Genomic DNA, 15,463 nt, shown 5'->3' on the forward strand with positions numbered 1-15,463 from the left:
GCTTCCTTACGACTGCGGCGCAGCCTGCACCTGTTTCACAAAACGGTCGGTGACGTAAGCGCTGTAGTCGCTGTCGACCTGCGGGATCTTGCCCTGCTGCTTGAGGAATTCGGCGGTATCGCGGATTGCCTTGTCCACCGGCTGGCCGAGCTGGGCAACCTGATCGGCCACCGGCAGATAACGATTCCCCTTCACCAGTTCCGGCACCTGCGCTTCCGGTACGCCGCTCAAGCGCGCCAAGGTGCTAAGATGGCTCGGATCTTTCAGCCACTGTTCCGGCGCCGTCAGGTAGGCCTTTTGCGCCTGCAGAGCGCTGGCGGCAAAGGCGGTCACCACGTCGGGATGTTTCTCGGCGAAGTCTTTGCGCACCACCCACACGTCCAGCGTCGGTGAACCCCATTCGCCCACCTGCGCGGAGTCGGTCAGCACCTTGCCCTGTTTGGCCAGTTCGTTGACCACCGGCGCCCAGACGTAGGCGCCGTCGATGTCGCCGCGCTGCCAGGCGGCGGCGATGGCCGGCGGCTGCAGATTGAGGATCTTCACCTGTTCAGGCTTGATGCCCCAATGTTTGAGCGAGGCCAGCAGGCTGTAATGGGTGGTGGAAATAAACGGCACCGCAATGCGCTTGCCGATCAGATCCTGCGGGCTTTTGATGTCATTTTTCACCACCAGCGCTTCGGAGCTGCCGAGCTGCGAGGCGATGAGGAACACTTCGATGGGGAGTTTTTGGCTGGCGGCCACCGCCAGCGGGCTGGAGCCGATATTGCCGATCTGCACGTCGCCGGAGGCCAGCGCGCGCAGCACGCTGGAACCGCTGTCGAACTTACGCCAGTCGACGGTCGCGCCGGACTGTTTGGCGAAGCTGTTTTCCGCCTGCGCCACCTTGGCCGGCTCTGCCGACGTCTGGTACGCCACGGTCACGTCCACCGCGTAGGCGCTGGCCGCGCTGAGCGACAACGCCAGCAGCGCCACGTTACGTAAGGAAAAGAGTTTGCCCGCCATGTTCCGCTCCGTTGATAAAAATCTGTTCAGTTGCTGACAGTTTTATCTGAGCGATGACGGGCGATAAAAGAATAAAAAAGTCTTCTTTATTACCTTGAGTAATATAACCGCAGATTACAGCGCGATACTTCCGTGCAGGAACACATGAGCATAGCCGCCGAGCAGCGTGCGATCCCCTTGCAGTTCGCAGAACAGTTCGCCGCCGCGTGCCGAGATCTGCTGCGCATGCAGCCGATGGCGGCCGAGGCGCGCCGTCCAGTAAGGCATCAACGTGCAATGCGCGGAGCCGGTCACCGGATCCTCGCCGCCGTCGAGCGTGAAATAGCGCGAAACGAAGTCCACGGTGTCACCCGGCGCGGTGACGATCACCGCGCGGCCGGCCAATGCGATCAGCGCCGGGATGTCCGGGCGCAGCGCGCGCACCTGCGCCTCGTTTTCCACCACCACCAGCAGCGCTTTCGCCTGCCACACTTCCTGCGGCTGCACGCCCAGCAGCGCCGCGAGGCCCGCCGGTTCGGCGACTTTTTGCGGCGGCCTGGCGGGGAAATCAAGCACCAGCCGCTCCCCGTCCCGCTCATCGCGCTTGACGAACAGCTCGCCGCCGGCCGAACGGAAGCGAATATCCTTCAGCGCCGGGTTAACCGCGCTGAACATCACATGCGCCGCCGCCAGCGTGCCGTGGCCGCAAAGATCGACCTCACGCTCCGGGGTAAACCAGCGAATGGCGGTCATGTCGCCGTCATCCCAAACAAAGCTGGTTTCCGGCAGGCCGATCTCGTTGGCGATCGCCTGCAACCGCTCCGCCGGCAGCGGCTGCGTCAGCAGGCAAACCCCGGCCGGGTTGCCGCGCAGCCCTTTGCCGGTAAAAGCAACCACGTGATAATAATTTTCCGCCATCGTTCACTCCTTAATGCCAGATCAGTAACACACAGGCTGCGGTCAACAACCCCATGGAAACGTTGAAGATAACCCAGGCCTTTTTGCTGCGCAGCAGGCGGCCGATCAGGGTACCGAACGCCAGCCAGATAACGCCGGCGACGATGTTTACCGCCAAAATGCCCAGCGCGATCGCCGCGATGGAACCGTTGTACTTATCGCCCGCCAGGCTGAAGCTGGCCACCGCGCCCAGCGCCATCAGCCAGGCTTTCGGGTTGAGGAACTGCAGCAGCCAGCCCTGATACAGCCGCACCGGCTGCGGCGGCGCCACGTCGGTTTCCAGCTTTTCATAGGCGGCGGTGGCGACTTTCCACGCCAGCCACAGCAGGTACAAACTGCCGAGGATTTTCAGGATCAGGTGCAGCGACGGGTAAACCAGGATCAGGCTGCCGACGCCGAAGGCCACCAGCAGCAAAATGCTTTGCATGCCGAGCATGATGCCAATCATCAGCCACAGCGAACGCATAAAGCCGAAGTTAGCACCGGAGGTGGTCAGCAGCAGGTTATTGGGGCCTGGCGTGATGGCGGCGACCCACAGGAAGCCCAGCATCGAAAGGAATAAACTCGGTTCCATGGCACGGGTGCTCCTCACCCAAGGCGCTTTTTTGCAGTATCATTGTTAATTCTTGGTATTGAAGCTAACAGTGCGCTAGGGATCTCACAATAGCCGCCCACAACATTTTACTCAGCCTATGCCTAACACCTTTCGCCCCCTGACCGGGGCCAGTAACCCGCACCTGCAAACGCTGTTGCCGCGGCTGGTGCGCCGCCGCGTGTTATTGAAACCGCATTGGCAACGGCTGGAATTGCCCGACGGCGACTTCGTCGATCTTGCCTGGAGCGAGGATCCGGCGCAGGCGCGCGACAAACCGCGCGCGGTGCTGTTCCACGGCCTGGAAGGCAGCTTCTACAGCCCCTACGCGCATGGCCTGCTCAACGCCTGGCGTGAGCGCGGTTGGCTCGGCGTGGTGATGCACTTTCGCGGCTGCAGCGGCGTGCCCAACCGCAAGCAGCGCATCTACCACTCCGGTGAAACCGAAGACGCGCGCTTCTTCCTGCGCTGGCTGCGCGACCGCTACGGCGAGGTGCCAACCGCGGCGGTAGGCGTTTCGCTCGGCGGCAACATGCTGGCCTGCTATCTGGCGCAGCAAGGCGCCGACAGCCTGCTGCAGGCGGCGGTGGTGGTCTCAGCGCCGCTGATGCTGGAACCCTGCGCCTACCGTATGGAGCAAGGCTTCTCCCGTGTCTATCAGCGCTATTTGCTGGGGCAACTGAAACAAAACGCCACCCGCAAACTGTTGCACTACCCGGACACCCTGCCGCTCAAGCTGTCACAGCTGAACGGTTTGCGGCGCATCCGCGAGTTCGACGACGCCATCACCTCGCGCATTCACGGCTTCAGCGACGCCACCGACTATTATCGCCGCTGCAGCGCTCTGCCGCTGTTGCCGGCGATCCAAACGCCGCTGCTGATCATCCATGCGAAGGACGATCCCTTCATGACCCATGAGGTGATCCCCGACGTCGCCGGCCTGCCGCGCAATATCGAATATCAGCTGACCGAGTTCGGCGGCCACGTCGGCTTCGTCGGCGGCACGCTGAAAAAACCGCACATGTGGCTGGAGCATCGCATTCCGGCCTGGCTTTCCCCTTATCTGGACATCCCGACGTGATCATTCCCTGGCAAGAACTGGCAACCGACACCCTGAACAGCCTGATCGAATCCTTTGTGCTGCGCGAAGGCACCGATTACGGCGAGCACGAACGATCGCTGGAACAGAAGGTGGAGGACGTGCGCCGCCAGCTGAAAAACGGCGAAGTGGTGCTGGTGTGGTCAGAACTGCATGAGAGCGTCAACATCATGCCGCGCGGCCAGTTCCGCGCCGGGCAGGAAGAAATTTAGTGGCGTTCGGTTCTATGACTGACGGAAAAAATCAGGTAACAATGGGACATTGCAAACCAGCGAGCGCCATTTTTTCCTGACATAGAGAGCGTCAACAAGAGCCACAATAATCCCCTGACGCCGGCGCATTCAACACGGAGTGACAACCACCATGTCTGCCAAACATCCCGTTATCGCGGTGACCGGTTCCAGCGGCGCCGGCACCACCACCACCAGCGTGGCGTTCCGCAAAATCTTCCAACAGCTCAACATTCGCGCCGCCGAACTGGAGGGCGACAGCTTCCACCGCTACACCCGGCCGGAAATGGACGCGGCGATCCGCAAGGCGCGCGATCTGGGCAGGCACATTAGCTATTTTGGCCCCGAGGCCAACGACTTCGGCCTGCTGCAGCAGAGCTTTATCGAGTACGGCAAAAACGGCACCGGCCGTTCGCGCAAGTACCTGCACACCTACGACGAAGCGGTGCCCTACAATCAGGTGCCGGGCACCTTCACCCCATGGGAGCCGCTGCCGGCGCCGACCGACGTGCTGTTCTACGAGGGGCTGCACGGCGGTGTGGTCACCGAACACCATGACGTGGCCAGCCACGTCGATCTGCTGGTCGGCGTGGTGCCGATCGTCAACCTGGAGTGGATCCAGAAGCTGATCCGCGATACCGGCGAGCGCGGCCACTCCCGCGAGGCGGTGATGGATTCGGTGGTGCGTTCGATGGAAGATTACATCAACTACATCACGCCGCAGTTCTCGCGCACCCACATCAACTTCCAGCGTGTGCCGACGGTGGACACTTCCAACCCGTTCGCCGCCAAAGCCATTCCCTCACTGGATGAAAGCTTCGTGGTGATCCACTTCCGCGGGCTGGATCAGATTGACTTCCCCTATTTGCTGGCGATGCTGCAGGGCTCGTTTATCTCGCACATCAATACGTTAGTGGTGCCGGGCGGCAAGATGGGGCTGGCGATGGAGCTGATCATGGCGCCGCTGGTGCAGCGATTGCTGGAAGGCAAGAAGATCGAATAAATGCGTTGAGCGCGGCGGCGGGCCGCGCTCCGTCTCGATTACGCCGGTTGGCGGATCTCGAAACTGTGGGTCACCGTGGCAGCCTTGTTGAGCATCAGCGCCACCGAGCAGTATTTCTCCGCCGACAGGTTCACCGCACGCTCTACGATTTTGTCGGTCAGATCCTGACCGGTGACGATGAAGTGCAGATTGATATGGGTGAACAACCGCGGGGCTTCTGCACGGCGCTCGGAGGTCAGCTTCACCTCGCAGTCGCGCACGTCGTTGCGCCCTTTTTGCAGGATGGACACCACGTCAATCGCGCTGCAGCCGCCCACCGACATCAGCACCATCTCCATCGGGCTCGGCGCTTTATCGCCGGCGTTGCCGTCCATCAGCACCTGGTGGCCGGAGGCCGATTCACCCAAAAACGTTAACCCTTCCACCCACTTAACTCTTGCCTGCATTCTGGTCACTCCGGTTAATTTCTTAAAATCAGAGTACGCTTTCGCATAGAAACAGGCAACGTAACCTGATGCTAATCATGCTGAAGCGAGACAACACGAGACACCCGCCTTACTCTGTGCTACAAACAGAGCCGCAATAAATCTTTCCGGGACACTGAATTTCAGGGAAACGCCCAGAGAAAGGCTCCTTTACCGGTATGTTAACAGAATGTAGCTTGCAGCGCTTACGGCAAGTTAATATGCTAGAGCGACAGCGTATTTTTATGACACGCCTCAAAACTTGCCGGTAGCCCTCGCTCATGACTGCGGCTACAGGCGGGTTTTACAGGGAACTCTGACCCCTGTGACACAAGGCAGCGATAACAACAGAGGATAACAGCGAATGGTTCTCGGCAAACCGCAAACAGACCCTACTCTCGAATGGTTCCTGTCTCATTGCCATATCCACAAATATCCATCGAAGAGTACGCTGATTCACCAAGGTGAAAAGGCCGAAACGCTTTACTACATCGTGAAAGGCTCCGTCGCGGTGCTGATCAAGGATGAAGAAGGTAAAGAGATGATCCTGTCCTACCTCAACCAGGGGGATTTCATCGGCGAGCTCGGATTGTTCGAAGAAGGCCAGGAGCGCAGCGCCTGGGTTCGCGCGAAAACCGCCTGTGAAGTGGCCGAAATTTCCTACAAGAAATTCCGCCAGCTGATCCAGGTGAACCCGGACATCCTGATGCGCCTGTCCGCCCAAATGGCGAGCCGCCTGCAGGTTACCTCCGAAAAAGTGGGCAACCTCGCCTTCCTGGACGTGACCGGCCGCATCGCGCAAACCCTGCTGAATCTGGCGAAGCAACCCGACGCCATGACTCACCCGGACGGCATGCAGATCAAGATCACCCGTCAGGAGATCGGCCAGATCGTCGGCTGCTCGCGTGAAACCGTTGGCCGTATTCTGAAAATGCTGGAAGATCAAAACCTGATTTCCGCCCACGGCAAAACCATTGTCGTCTACGGCACCCGTTAATCCCTGAAGAAACGGCGCAATCTGCGCCGTTTTTTTGTCTGCTCTCTGCCATGTGGCGCCGTCTGATCTACCACCCGGAAATCAACTACGCACTGCGACAAACGCTGGTGTTGTGCCTGCCGGTGCTGTTTGGCTTGTTGATAGGCCAGCTGCAGCTCGGCCTGATGTTCTCTCTGGTGCCCGCCTGCTGCAATATCGCCGGTCTGGACACGCCGCATAAGCGCTTCTTTAAACGGCTGATCGTCGGCGGCTCGCTGTTCGCCTTCAGCAGCGTGCTGTTGCAACAGGCACTTCTGTGGCACGTGCCGCTGCCGGCGCTGATGCTGGGCCTGGCGCTGCTGCTCGGCGTTACCGGCGAAATCAGCCCGCTGCACGCCCGGCTGTTGCCGGCGGCGCTGGTGGCCGCCATCTTCGCTCTCAGCACGGCCGGCACGGTGCCTGTCTGGCAGGCGCCGCTGCTGTACGCGATCGGCACCGTCTGGTACGGCTTATTCACCTGGTTCTGGTTCCGGCTGTGGAAAGAGCAACCGATGCGCGAGACGCTCAGCCAGCTCTATCTGGAACTGGCGGACTACTTCGAAGCCAAATACTCCCTGCTGACTCAGCACACCGATCCGCAGACCGCGCTGCCGCCACTGCTGGTGCGCCAGCAAAAGGTGATGGATCTGATCAGCCTGCTGTACCAACAGCTTAATTTCCTGCCGCACGCCAACAACCTCGATCAAAAGCGACTGCAGCGCGCCTTTCAGGTGGCGATGGATCTGCAGGAGCACATCACCGTCAGCCTGCATCTGCCGGAGGAAGTGCAAAAACTGGTGGAGCAGAGCCAGGCCGAAGCGATCATTCGCCGCAACGCTCAGGTGATCGCCGGCCGGCTGCGCGTGGTGGCGCACGATATACTCTACCATCAACATTCGAAGCGCTTTTCCATGGCCCACGAGCTGGCGGCGCTGGAAAAAATGGCGGCGCAGCATCCCGATAACCCGGTCGGCCAGTTTTGTTATTACCACTTCAGCCGCATCGCCCGCCTGCTGCGCACCCAGCATCCGCTGTACCGCCGAGATCTGATGCCCGGCCAGCACCGCCTGCCGTTTTGGCCGGCGCTAGCCAGCTATCTGTCGTTCAAATCTACCGCCCTGCGCAACGCCGCGCGGCTGGGGGTGACGCTGGCGGTCGGCAGCAGTCTGGGGGCGGTGTTCAACCTGCCGAAGCCTTACTGGATCCTGCTCACCATCATGCTGGTGAGCCAAAACGGGTATAACGCCACCCGGGTGCGTATTCAGCACCGTGCGCTGGGCACGATTGCCGGGCTGTTGCTGGCGGCCGGGCTGCTGCAGCTGCAGTTACCGGAAGGCGAAACGCTGAGCATCATGCTGGTGATCACGCTGCTAGCCTACCTGGTTTCACGCAAGAACTACGGGCTATCGGTGATTGGCTTTACGGTGACGGCGGTTTACACCTTGCAGCTGCTGGCGCTGAACGGCTCGCATTTTCTGGTGCCTCGTCTGATTGATACCTTGATCGGCTGCGTGCTGGCGTTCGGCGGCACCATTTGGCTATGGCCGCAGTGGCAAAGCGGGCTGCTGCGCAAGAATGCCCATCAGGCACTGGAAAACGATCAAGCCGCGCTGCGGCTGATGCTGGAACAGCCGGAGCCGGACGCCACCGCGTTGGCCTATGCCCGCATGCAGGTCAACCAGGCGCACAACGCGCTGTTCACCTCGCTCAATCAGGCGATGCAGGAGCCGGGATTCGCGTCGAACTATCTGGCGGATATGCGTTTATGGGTCACTCACAGCCAGTTCATCGTCGAACACCTGAATGCCATGACCATTTTGGCGCGCGAGCACTATATGCTGACGCCGAAGCTGGCGGAAACGTATCTGCAAACCTGTGAAATTGCGCTGCAGAGCTGCCAGCAACGCCTGGAGTACGACGGCCCGAGCAGCGGCAGCAGCGGCATCATGCAGCCGCCGGATCTGCATCCGGAGATGCCCGTTACCGAGATGGAGCGTCATTTGCGGCGTATTCTGTCGCACCTGAGCGTGATGCACACCATTTCGTCGCTGGCCTGGCGCCAACGCCCGCACCACGGCATTTGGCTCAAGCGCAAACTCCGCGATCAATAAGGGCGCGGCATGCCGCGCCCCGTTATTCGTCACACGGGCTTCAGGCGTTGATCACATCCTGCACCGCCAGCTCGAACAGCGCCATGCCGGCCTCGATGTCCTGCGGCTCCACCACCAGCGACGGCGCGAAGCGGATCACGTTCGGCCCGGCGTTGAGGATCATCAACCCACGCGCAGCGGCGGCGGTGAGGAAATCGCGCGCTCTGCCGTGATAATGCGGCGTCAACTCGGCGCCGATCAGTAACCCCATGCCACGAATGGCGGTGAAAATACCGTATTTATCGCCGATATCCTGCAAAGCCTGCACATACAGCGCGTGGCGCTGCTCGATGCCGCTCAGCACCTCCGGCGTATTGATCACATCCAGCGCCGCCTCCGCCACCGCGCAGGCCAGCGGGTTACCGCCGTAGGTGGTGCCGTGAGTGCCCACCTGCATCACCGACGCAATCTCTTCGGTGGTCAGCATGGCGCTGACCGGGAAACCACCGCCCAGCGCCTTGGCGGTGGTGAGAATGTCCGGCGTCACGCCATAATGCATATAGGCGAACAGCTTGCCGCTTCGCCCCATGCCGCTTTGCACTTCGTCGAACACCAGCAGCGCCTGATGTTGGTCGCACAGTTTGCGCACGCCTTTGAGGAAGTCGGCGTCGACCGGCGTAATGCCGCCCTCTCCCTGAATCGGCTCCATCACCACCGCGCAGGTATGGTCGTCCATCACCGCTTTCACCGCCGCCAGATCGTTGAACGGCACGTGCACGATGTCGGCCGGCTTCGGCCCGAACCCGTCGGAATATTTGGCCTGCCCACCCACCGACACGGTGAACAGCGTGCGGCCGTGAAACGCGTTATAGAAGGCGATGATTTTGGTTTTGTACGGGCTGTGGCGGGTGATGGCGTAATGACGCGCCAGTTTGAACGCCGCCTCGTTGGCCTCTGCGCCGGAGTTGGCGAAGAACACCCGGTCGGCGAAGGTGGCGTCGATCAGTTTGCTCGCCAAACGCAGCGCCGGTTCATTGGTGAAGACGTTGCTGGTATGCCACAGGGTTTCGCCCTGGCGTTTGAGCGCCTCGACCAGCGCCGGGTGGCAGTGTCCCAGCGCCGTCACCGCGATGCCACCGGAAAAATCGATGTACTCTTTTCCCTGCTGATCCCAGACCCGGCTGCCTTTGCCGCGCACCGGAACAAACTGGGCGGGTGCATAAACAGGCAGGATCACCTGGTCAAAGGTGCTGCGGCTCACTGCGGATTTGTCAGTCATTTTCGGCTCCACCCTGAAGGTTTTTCAGCGCTATCGCGATGTTATAGTGAAAATATAATCACGAAATATGCATAAAAAAACACTAAAGCGCAAATGCAAAACGCCTGACGGGCGAAAAAAACGCGAAGGGATTAACGCCTGAGAAAATTATCCAACAGCTGATGGCCCTGCTCGCTGAGCACGCTTTCCGGGTGGAACTGCACCCCTTCCAGCGCCAGCGTGCGGTGGCGGATGCCCATGATCTCGTCGCGCACGCCGTCGCGTTCGCTCCAGGCGGTCACTTCAAAGCAATCCGGCAGCGTATCGGCTTTCAGCACCAGCGAGTGATATCGGGTCACGGTCAGCGGATCGTTCAGGCCGCGAAACACGCCGACGCCCAGATGGCGAATCGCCGAAGTTTTGCCGTGCATCACCGCGCGGGCGCGCACCACTTCGGCGCCGAACGCCTGCCCCAGCGCCTGGTGCCCCAGGCATACGCCGAGGATCGGCAGCTTGCCGGCGAAATGACGAATGGCGGCCAGCGAGATACCCGCTTCGTTCGGGGTACAGGGGCCAGGGGAAATCACCAGATGCTGCGGCGCCAGCCGCGCGATATCGGCCAGCTGCAGCTCATCGTTGCGCTTCACCAGCACCTCGGCGCCCAATTCGCAGAAGTACTGGTAAAGGTTATAGGTAAAGGAGTCGTAGTTATCGATCAGCAGCAGCATGTTAGGTCCGGCAGAGAAAAACGCCGCCATAGTTTACTGATTTAACCCGCCGCTGCCGACGATAATTTCCGCTTACTTTTTACGGCCGCCGGTGATCGAGCCCAGTACGCCGCGCAGGATCTGCCGGCCGAGATCGCGCGCCATGCTCTTGGCAGCGGTCTGGACGATGCCGTCGCGTTTGCCGCCGCGCGGGCCGGTGGAACCGAACAGCAGCTCGTTCAATCCGTCCATCAGGCCGCCGCCCGTCTGTTGCTGTGCTTGCGCCTGCGGTTGCTGCCCCTGCTGCGCAGTGCCGACGGTGGCGAAGCCGCCCGACGACAGCTTCTCGTAAGCTGACTCGCGGTCAATCATGTCTTCATAGCGGCCATACAGCGGCGATTTGTTGATCGCACTGTTCAGCCCTTCCGTGCCGAGCATGCCCATCTTGGATTCCGGCGCGATGACCATCGCCCGCTCCACCACGTTTGGCCGGCCCTTCTCGTCGAGGAATGACACCAGCGCTTCGCCCACGCCCAGCTCGGTGATCGCCGTTTCGGCATCGAAGGCCGGATTGGCGCGCAGGGTTTGCGCCGCCGTTTTCACCGCCTTCTGATCGCGTGGCGTGAAGGCGCGCAGCGCATGCTGTACGCGGTTGCCCAACTGGCCCAGCACGCTGTCCGGGATATCCAGCGGATTCTGGGTGACGAAGTAAATGCCGACGCCTTTGGAGCGGATCAGGCGCACCACCTGTTCAATCTTGGTCAGCAGCGCCGCCGGCGCGTCGTTGAACAGCAGGTGCGCTTCATCGAAGAAGAACACCAGCTTCGGCTGTTCAGGGTCGCCCACTTCCGGCAGGTGCTCAAACAGCTCGGCCAGCAGCCACAGCAGGAACACTGAATACAGCTTCGGCTGATTGATCAGCTTGTCCGCCGCCAGCAGGTTGATCACGCCATGGCCGTTGGCGTCGGTTTTCATCAGATCGTTGATGTCCAGCATCGGCTCGCCGAAAAACTGGTTGGCGCCCTGCTCTTCCAGCGTCAGCAACCCACGCTGGATGGCGCCGACCGACGCGGCAGAGATGTTGCCGTACTGAGTCTGGAATTGTTTGGCGTTATCGCCGACGAACTGCACCATGGCGCGCAGGTCTTTCATGTCCAGCAACAGCAGCGCGTTGTCATCGGCAATTTTGAACACCAGCTGCAGCACGCCGCTTTGCACTTCGTTCAGATCCAACAGACGCCCCAGCAGCAGCGGCCCGAGATCGGAAATCGTGGCGCGGATCGGGTGGCCCTTTTCGCCGTAAATATCCCACGGGATAATGGTGCAGGCCTGCGGCTGCCAGTCGGTGACGCCAATCGCTGCCAGGCGCGCCTGCAGCTTCTCGGACGGTACGCCCTCGGCGCCGATGCCGGACAGATCGCCCTTCACGTCCGACAGGAACACCGGCACGCCGATGCGCGAGAACTGCTCGGCCATTTTTTGCAGCGTCACCGTCTTGCCGGTGCCGGTTGCCCCGGTAATCAACCCGTGGCGGTTGGCCAACGCCGGTAAAATCACCAGATCCTGTTCCGGTTTTCCGTCTTTCATCGCTTTGGCGATAATCCGTGGTTCACTCATTTTCTGTTCCTTTGACGCTGACGCGGCGCGAAACGCGCCTGTTGATGCAATAAAGCTATAAGCGCCGCGTAACCCCGTCAAGGACAAACAAAATGGGCGCCGTCGGGACGCCCATGATGCCTGTCTTTTCAGAATCCCCCTAAGACCTGCGTCACCCCCGCAGCCCCAGTTGCTCCTTCAGCGCTTTCAAATAGCGCCGGCTGACCGGCACCGGATCGCCGGCGGACATGATCATCTCCGCCGCGCCGCCTTCTTCGAAGCGGATCTCGCGCACCTGCTCCAGGTTGACCAAATACTGCCGATGGCAGCGCACCAGCGGCGTACGGCTTTCCAGCGTGCGCAGCGTCAATTCGGTGAAACACTCCATGCCGTCGCTGCGCACCACGAATACCCCGCTCAGTTTGGAACGGATCGCCAACACCTCGTCAAACCGCAGCAGATAGATACGGCTGTGGCCGGTGCAGGGAATGTATTTCAGGTAACCGGCGCTCTCATCCAGCGCCGTCACGTCCTGCGGCGCACTGCGCTGCCGCAGGCGTTGCAGCGTCTTGCTCAGCCGCTTCGGCTCCGCCGGCTTCAGCAGATAGTCGAAGGCGTGCTCCTCGAACGCCTGCACCGCGTATTCGTCGTAGGCGGTCAGAAACACGATGTGCGGCATCCGATTGGGATCCAGCATGCCGACCATTTCCAGCCCGCTGATGCGCGGCATTTGGATATCGAGAAACACCACGTCCGGCTGCAGCCGGTGGATCTGGCTGATGGCTTCGATGGCGTTGGCGCATTCGCCGATGATCGTGATCCCCGCTTCGGCCTCCAGCAGATGGCGCAGGTTGTCGCGTGCGGAAGGCTCATCGTCAACAATCAGTGCGTTTAACATCAGGCGGCCCTCTCCATGGGAACATTGAGCGTAATGCGGGTATAGGCGTCCGGCCGGCAATCCACCTGCACGCCATAGCCTTCGCCGTAGCGCACGCGAATGCGTTTATCCACCAGGTTCATCCCCAGCCCGCTGCAGTTCGGCTTCGGCTGGAACAGCCCGGCGTTGTCCGTCACCTGCAGCAGCAGATGCTCGCCTTCGCAGCAGGCGCCGATTTCGATGCGGCCCACGCCCAACAGATGCGAGGTGCCGTGCTTGATGGCGTTCTCGACGATCGGCTGCAGCGAAAACGCCGGCAGCCGCGCCGCCAGCAGCGCCTCCGGCAGCGATACCGCGATCTCCAGCCGATCGGCGAAGCGCGCTTTCTCAATCTGCAGGTAGGCGTTCACATGCTCAATCTCGTCCGCCAGGCTGACTTCATCATCCGAACGTTTGAGGTTTTTACGAAAGAAAGTTGAGAGGGACTGCACCAGATCGCAGGCCCGTTCGCCATCGCGGCGGATCACCGCCACCAGCGTATTCAACGCATTGAACAGGAAATGCGGATTGACCTGCGCATGCAACAGCTTGATCTCCGACTGCGCCAGCAGCTGCTTGTGGCGCTCGTACTGTCCGGCCATGATCTGCGCCGACAGCAGGCTGGCGATGCCTTCGCCCAGCGTGCGGTTGATGGTGCTGAACAGCTGGCTTTTCGGTTCGTACAGCTTGATGGTGCCGATGACCCGCTGGTTTTCGCCGCGCAGCGGGATCACCAGCGTCGATCCCAGCTTGCAGGCCGGATTGATCGAGCAGCAGTAAGAGAGCTGATTGCCGTCGGCGTACACCACCTCGTTGTTGTCGATGGCGCGATGCGAATGCACCGAGGCGATCGGCGTGCCCGGCAGGTGGTGATCGTCGCCGATGCCGATAAACGCCAGCAGCTTGTCACGATCGGTGATCGCCACTGCACCGATACCCAGCTCCTGATAAATCACCCGGGCGACCTTCATGCTGTTTTCCTGATCGAAGCCCTGGCGCAGGATGCCCTCGGTGCGCTCGGCGATCTTCAGCGCCTTGGAAGAGAAAGCGCTGGTGTATTTCTCAAACATCGCGCGCCGATCCAGCAGGATTTGCATGAACATCGCCGCACCGACGGTATTGGCGATCATCATCGGCAGCGCGATGTGTTCCACCAGCTGCAACGCCTCGTTGTAAGGACGCGCCACCGCCAGAATGATCGCCATCTGCAACACTTCCGCCACCAGCGCCACGCCGCCGACGAACAGCGGATTGAACAGCAGCTCGATGCGCCCGCGGCGCATGGCGATGCTATGTACGATGCCGCCGACCAGGCCTTCCGACACCGTGGAGATCGCGCAGGCCACGTCGGTCATGCCGCCGAGCGTATACCGGTGCAGGCCGCCGGTCAGCCCGACCAGAAAGCCTACCGACGGCCCGCCCAGCAAGCCGCCCAGGACCGCGCCTATCGCGCGGGTATTGGCGATCGAATCCTGAATGTGCAGCCCGAAATAGGTGCCCATGATGCAGAACACCGAGAAGATCACGTAACACAGCAGCTTGTGCGGCAGGCGAATGGTCACCTGCATCAGCGGGATAAACAGCGGGGTTTTGCTCAGCAGATAGGCGATGACGAGATAGACGCACATCTGCTGCAACAGCAACAGCACCTGGTTAAATTCATACATGGCAGCAACTCATCCAGAGACAACAAAGGGCGAACGCCGGATTTCCGGTCTGGTTATTGTCTGCCGATTAGAGCATGGGGCACGGGAGAAAACAGTGATGAAGGCAAGGCTTCGTGAGGAAGGACGGCCGACCCCGGCGGGATCGGCCAAAAAACTTACGGCAACACCTTGGCCGACAGAATCACCACCGGTTTGGTCGGCACATTCTGGTAAGGGCCGACGTTACCGGTCGGCACCTGAGCGATCTTGTCCACGACGTCCATGCCTTTCACCACTTTGCCGAACACGGCGTAGCCGAAATCGCGCTGGCCGTGATCCAGGAAGGCGTTATCCGCCACGTTCAGGAAGAACTGGCTGGTGGCGCTGTCCTTGTCGGCGGTGCGCGCCATCGAAATGGTGCCGCGCAGGTTGCGCAAGCCGTTGTCGGCTTCGTTCTTGATTGGCGCCTTGGTGGATTTCTGCTGCATGTCAGCGGTGAAACCGCCGCCCTGAACCATAAAGCCCGGGATCACGCGATGGAAAATGGTGTTGTTGTAGTACCCGCTGTTCACGTAATCGACGAAATTCTGGGTGGAAACCGGTGCCTTCTGACTGTCGAGCGCCAACTCGATATTCCCTGCCGAGGTGGTCAGCATGACGTGGGCTTCACCGGCGGCGAGCGCCGCTGGCGCCATCGCTGTCAGGGAACACAGCGCGACGAAGGTCACTAAAGTACGTTTGAACATTAACGGGTCCTTTCTCTGAGAGACAAACAACGGAAAAGCGCTTTGATTCTAAAGAGCTGTATCGGCAAGTACCAGCCATTTACCTATATTTACCCAATTACGGGACATATCCTAGGCGGCCCTGAATTTTGCTGCGGAAAGTATGGGCGCAGAAGGCTTTTTT

Annotated in this window: 15 protein-coding genes; 5 read left to right on the top strand and 10 right to left on the bottom strand. The window is 60.6% G+C overall.

Annotation, left to right across the window (positions count from 1 at the left end; all coding sequences use genetic code 11):
- Positions 1 to 6: 6 nt before the first annotated feature.
- The 3 genes from tauA to ACJ8IL_RS10550 all read right to left on the bottom strand — a co-directional run bounded on the left by tauA (position 7) and on the right by ACJ8IL_RS10550 (position 2,512).
- Positions 7 to 1,002, bottom strand: a complete 996-nt coding sequence (tauA, locus tag ACJ8IL_RS10540) for a taurine ABC transporter substrate-binding protein (RefSeq protein WP_025304512.1) — start codon at positions 1,000 to 1,002, stop codon at positions 7 to 9.
- Between the two features lie 114 nt (positions 1,003 to 1,116).
- Positions 1,117 to 1,899, bottom strand: coding sequence for a PhzF family phenazine biosynthesis protein (locus ACJ8IL_RS10545; RefSeq protein WP_025304513.1), 783 nt, complete (start codon positions 1,897 to 1,899; stop codon positions 1,117 to 1,119).
- A gap of 10 nt (positions 1,900 to 1,909) precedes the next feature.
- Entirely contained in the window at positions 1,910 to 2,512 is a 603-nt protein-coding gene (locus tag ACJ8IL_RS10550) for a LysE family translocator (protein ID WP_025304514.1), read from the bottom strand.
- A 118-nt stretch (positions 2,513 to 2,630) separates the two neighbouring features.
- On the opposite strand from ACJ8IL_RS10550, the gene ACJ8IL_RS10555 reads away from it, so the two are divergent.
- From ACJ8IL_RS10555 to ACJ8IL_RS10565, 3 genes are all read left to right on the top strand, one after another.
- On the top strand, positions 2,631 to 3,611 hold the full coding sequence (locus ACJ8IL_RS10555) for a hydrolase (RefSeq protein WP_025304515.1): 981 nt from the start codon (positions 2,631 to 2,633) through the stop codon (positions 3,609 to 3,611).
- Complete coding sequence (locus ACJ8IL_RS10560) at positions 3,608 to 3,841, top strand: YheU family protein (RefSeq protein ID WP_004930376.1); 234 nt, start codon at positions 3,608 to 3,610, stop codon at positions 3,839 to 3,841. Before ACJ8IL_RS10555 ends, ACJ8IL_RS10560 begins: the two co-directional genes overlap by 4 nt.
- 151 nt (positions 3,842 to 3,992) lie before the next feature.
- A complete protein-coding gene (locus tag ACJ8IL_RS10565) occupies positions 3,993 to 4,862 on the top strand; it encodes a phosphoribulokinase (protein ID WP_025304516.1) in 870 nt (289 codons plus the stop codon).
- 38 nt (positions 4,863 to 4,900) lie between these two features.
- Here ACJ8IL_RS10565 and ACJ8IL_RS10570 read toward each other — a convergent pair whose 3' ends face one another.
- Positions 4,901 to 5,308, bottom strand: a complete 408-nt coding sequence (locus ACJ8IL_RS10570; RefSeq protein WP_025304517.1) for an OsmC family protein — start codon at positions 5,306 to 5,308, stop codon at positions 4,901 to 4,903.
- A gap of 382 nt (positions 5,309 to 5,690) precedes the next feature.
- Here ACJ8IL_RS10570 and crp point away from each other — a divergent pair, with 382 nt between their 5' ends.
- Together crp and ACJ8IL_RS10580 are read left to right on the top strand one after the other, a co-directional pair.
- Positions 5,691 to 6,323: a cAMP-activated global transcriptional regulator CRP gene (gene crp / locus ACJ8IL_RS10575; RefSeq protein ID WP_004090925.1), complete on the top strand. Its 633-nt coding sequence runs from the start codon at positions 5,691 to 5,693 to the stop codon at positions 6,321 to 6,323.
- Between the two features lie 50 nt (positions 6,324 to 6,373).
- Positions 6,374 to 8,452: a YccS/YhfK family putative transporter gene (locus ACJ8IL_RS10580; protein ID WP_025304518.1), complete on the top strand. Its 2,079-nt coding sequence runs from the start codon at positions 6,374 to 6,376 to the stop codon at positions 8,450 to 8,452.
- Between the two features lie 40 nt (positions 8,453 to 8,492).
- Here ACJ8IL_RS10580 and argD read toward each other — a convergent pair whose 3' ends face one another.
- The 6 genes from argD to ppiA form a co-directional block, all read right to left on the bottom strand.
- The gene (argD, locus tag ACJ8IL_RS10585) at positions 8,493 to 9,710 is read right to left on the bottom strand and encodes a bifunctional acetylornithine/succinyldiaminopimelate transaminase (RefSeq protein ID WP_025304519.1); all 1,218 of its coding nucleotides are present in this window, start codon (positions 9,708 to 9,710) and stop codon (positions 8,493 to 8,495) included.
- A gap of 131 nt (positions 9,711 to 9,841) precedes the next feature.
- Complete coding sequence (locus tag ACJ8IL_RS10590; RefSeq protein ID WP_025304520.1) at positions 9,842 to 10,417, bottom strand: aminodeoxychorismate synthase component II; 576 nt, start codon at positions 10,415 to 10,417, stop codon at positions 9,842 to 9,844.
- A gap of 72 nt (positions 10,418 to 10,489) precedes the next feature.
- Complete coding sequence (locus tag ACJ8IL_RS10595; RefSeq protein WP_060435118.1) at positions 10,490 to 12,013, bottom strand: helicase HerA-like domain-containing protein; 1,524 nt, start codon at positions 12,011 to 12,013, stop codon at positions 10,490 to 10,492.
- Between the two features lie 151 nt (positions 12,014 to 12,164).
- Positions 12,165 to 12,890: a two-component system response regulator BtsR gene (gene btsR / locus ACJ8IL_RS10600; protein WP_025304522.1), complete on the bottom strand. Its 726-nt coding sequence runs from the start codon at positions 12,888 to 12,890 to the stop codon at positions 12,165 to 12,167.
- Positions 12,890 to 14,575, bottom strand: a complete 1,686-nt coding sequence (locus ACJ8IL_RS10605; protein WP_004930349.1) for a sensor histidine kinase — start codon at positions 14,573 to 14,575, stop codon at positions 12,890 to 12,892. The genes btsR and ACJ8IL_RS10605 overlap by 1 nt, the downstream gene beginning before the upstream one ends.
- Before the next feature lie 155 nt (positions 14,576 to 14,730).
- Positions 14,731 to 15,300: a peptidylprolyl isomerase A gene (gene ppiA, locus ACJ8IL_RS10610; RefSeq protein WP_049294941.1), complete on the bottom strand. Its 570-nt coding sequence runs from the start codon at positions 15,298 to 15,300 to the stop codon at positions 14,731 to 14,733.
- Positions 15,301 to 15,463: the final 163 nt, after the last annotated feature.

Origin of the sequence: Serratia sp. CY47444 (assembly GCF_052168635.1) — a bacterium.
Taxonomy (GTDB): Bacteria; Pseudomonadota; Gammaproteobacteria; order Enterobacterales; family Enterobacteriaceae; genus Serratia; species Serratia bockelmannii.

Coding starts and splice junctions, on each gene's coding strand:
- tauA (WP_025304512.1), bottom strand. CDS start 1,002: ATGGCGGGCAAACTCTTTTCCTTACGTAACGTGGCGCTGCTGGCGTTG.
- ACJ8IL_RS10545 (WP_025304513.1), bottom strand. CDS start 1,899: ATGGCGGAAAATTATTATCACGTGGTTGCTTTTACCGGCAAAGGGCTG.
- ACJ8IL_RS10550 (WP_025304514.1), bottom strand. CDS start 2,512: ATGGAACCGAGTTTATTCCTTTCGATGCTGGGCTTCCTGTGGGTCGCC.
- ACJ8IL_RS10555 (WP_025304515.1), top strand. CDS start 2,631: ATGCCTAACACCTTTCGCCCCCTGACCGGGGCCAGTAACCCGCACCTG.
- ACJ8IL_RS10565 (WP_025304516.1), top strand. CDS start 3,993: ATGTCTGCCAAACATCCCGTTATCGCGGTGACCGGTTCCAGCGGCGCC.
- ACJ8IL_RS10570 (WP_025304517.1), bottom strand. CDS start 5,308: ATGCAGGCAAGAGTTAAGTGGGTGGAAGGGTTAACGTTTTTGGGTGAA.
- crp (WP_004090925.1), top strand. CDS start 5,691: ATGGTTCTCGGCAAACCGCAAACAGACCCTACTCTCGAATGGTTCCTG.
- ACJ8IL_RS10580 (WP_025304518.1), top strand. CDS start 6,374: ATGTGGCGCCGTCTGATCTACCACCCGGAAATCAACTACGCACTGCGA.
- argD (WP_025304519.1), bottom strand. CDS start 9,710: ATGACTGACAAATCCGCAGTGAGCCGCAGCACCTTTGACCAGGTGATC.
- ACJ8IL_RS10590 (WP_025304520.1), bottom strand. CDS start 10,417: ATGCTGCTGCTGATCGATAACTACGACTCCTTTACCTATAACCTTTAC.
- ACJ8IL_RS10595 (WP_060435118.1), bottom strand. CDS start 12,013: ATGAGTGAACCACGGATTATCGCCAAAGCGATGAAAGACGGAAAACCG.
- btsR (WP_025304522.1), bottom strand. CDS start 12,890: ATGTTAAACGCACTGATTGTTGACGATGAGCCTTCCGCACGCGACAAC.
- ACJ8IL_RS10605 (WP_004930349.1), bottom strand. CDS start 14,575: ATGTATGAATTTAACCAGGTGCTGTTGCTGTTGCAGCAGATGTGCGTC.
- ppiA (WP_049294941.1), bottom strand. CDS start 15,300: ATGTTCAAACGTACTTTAGTGACCTTCGTCGCGCTGTGTTCCCTGACA.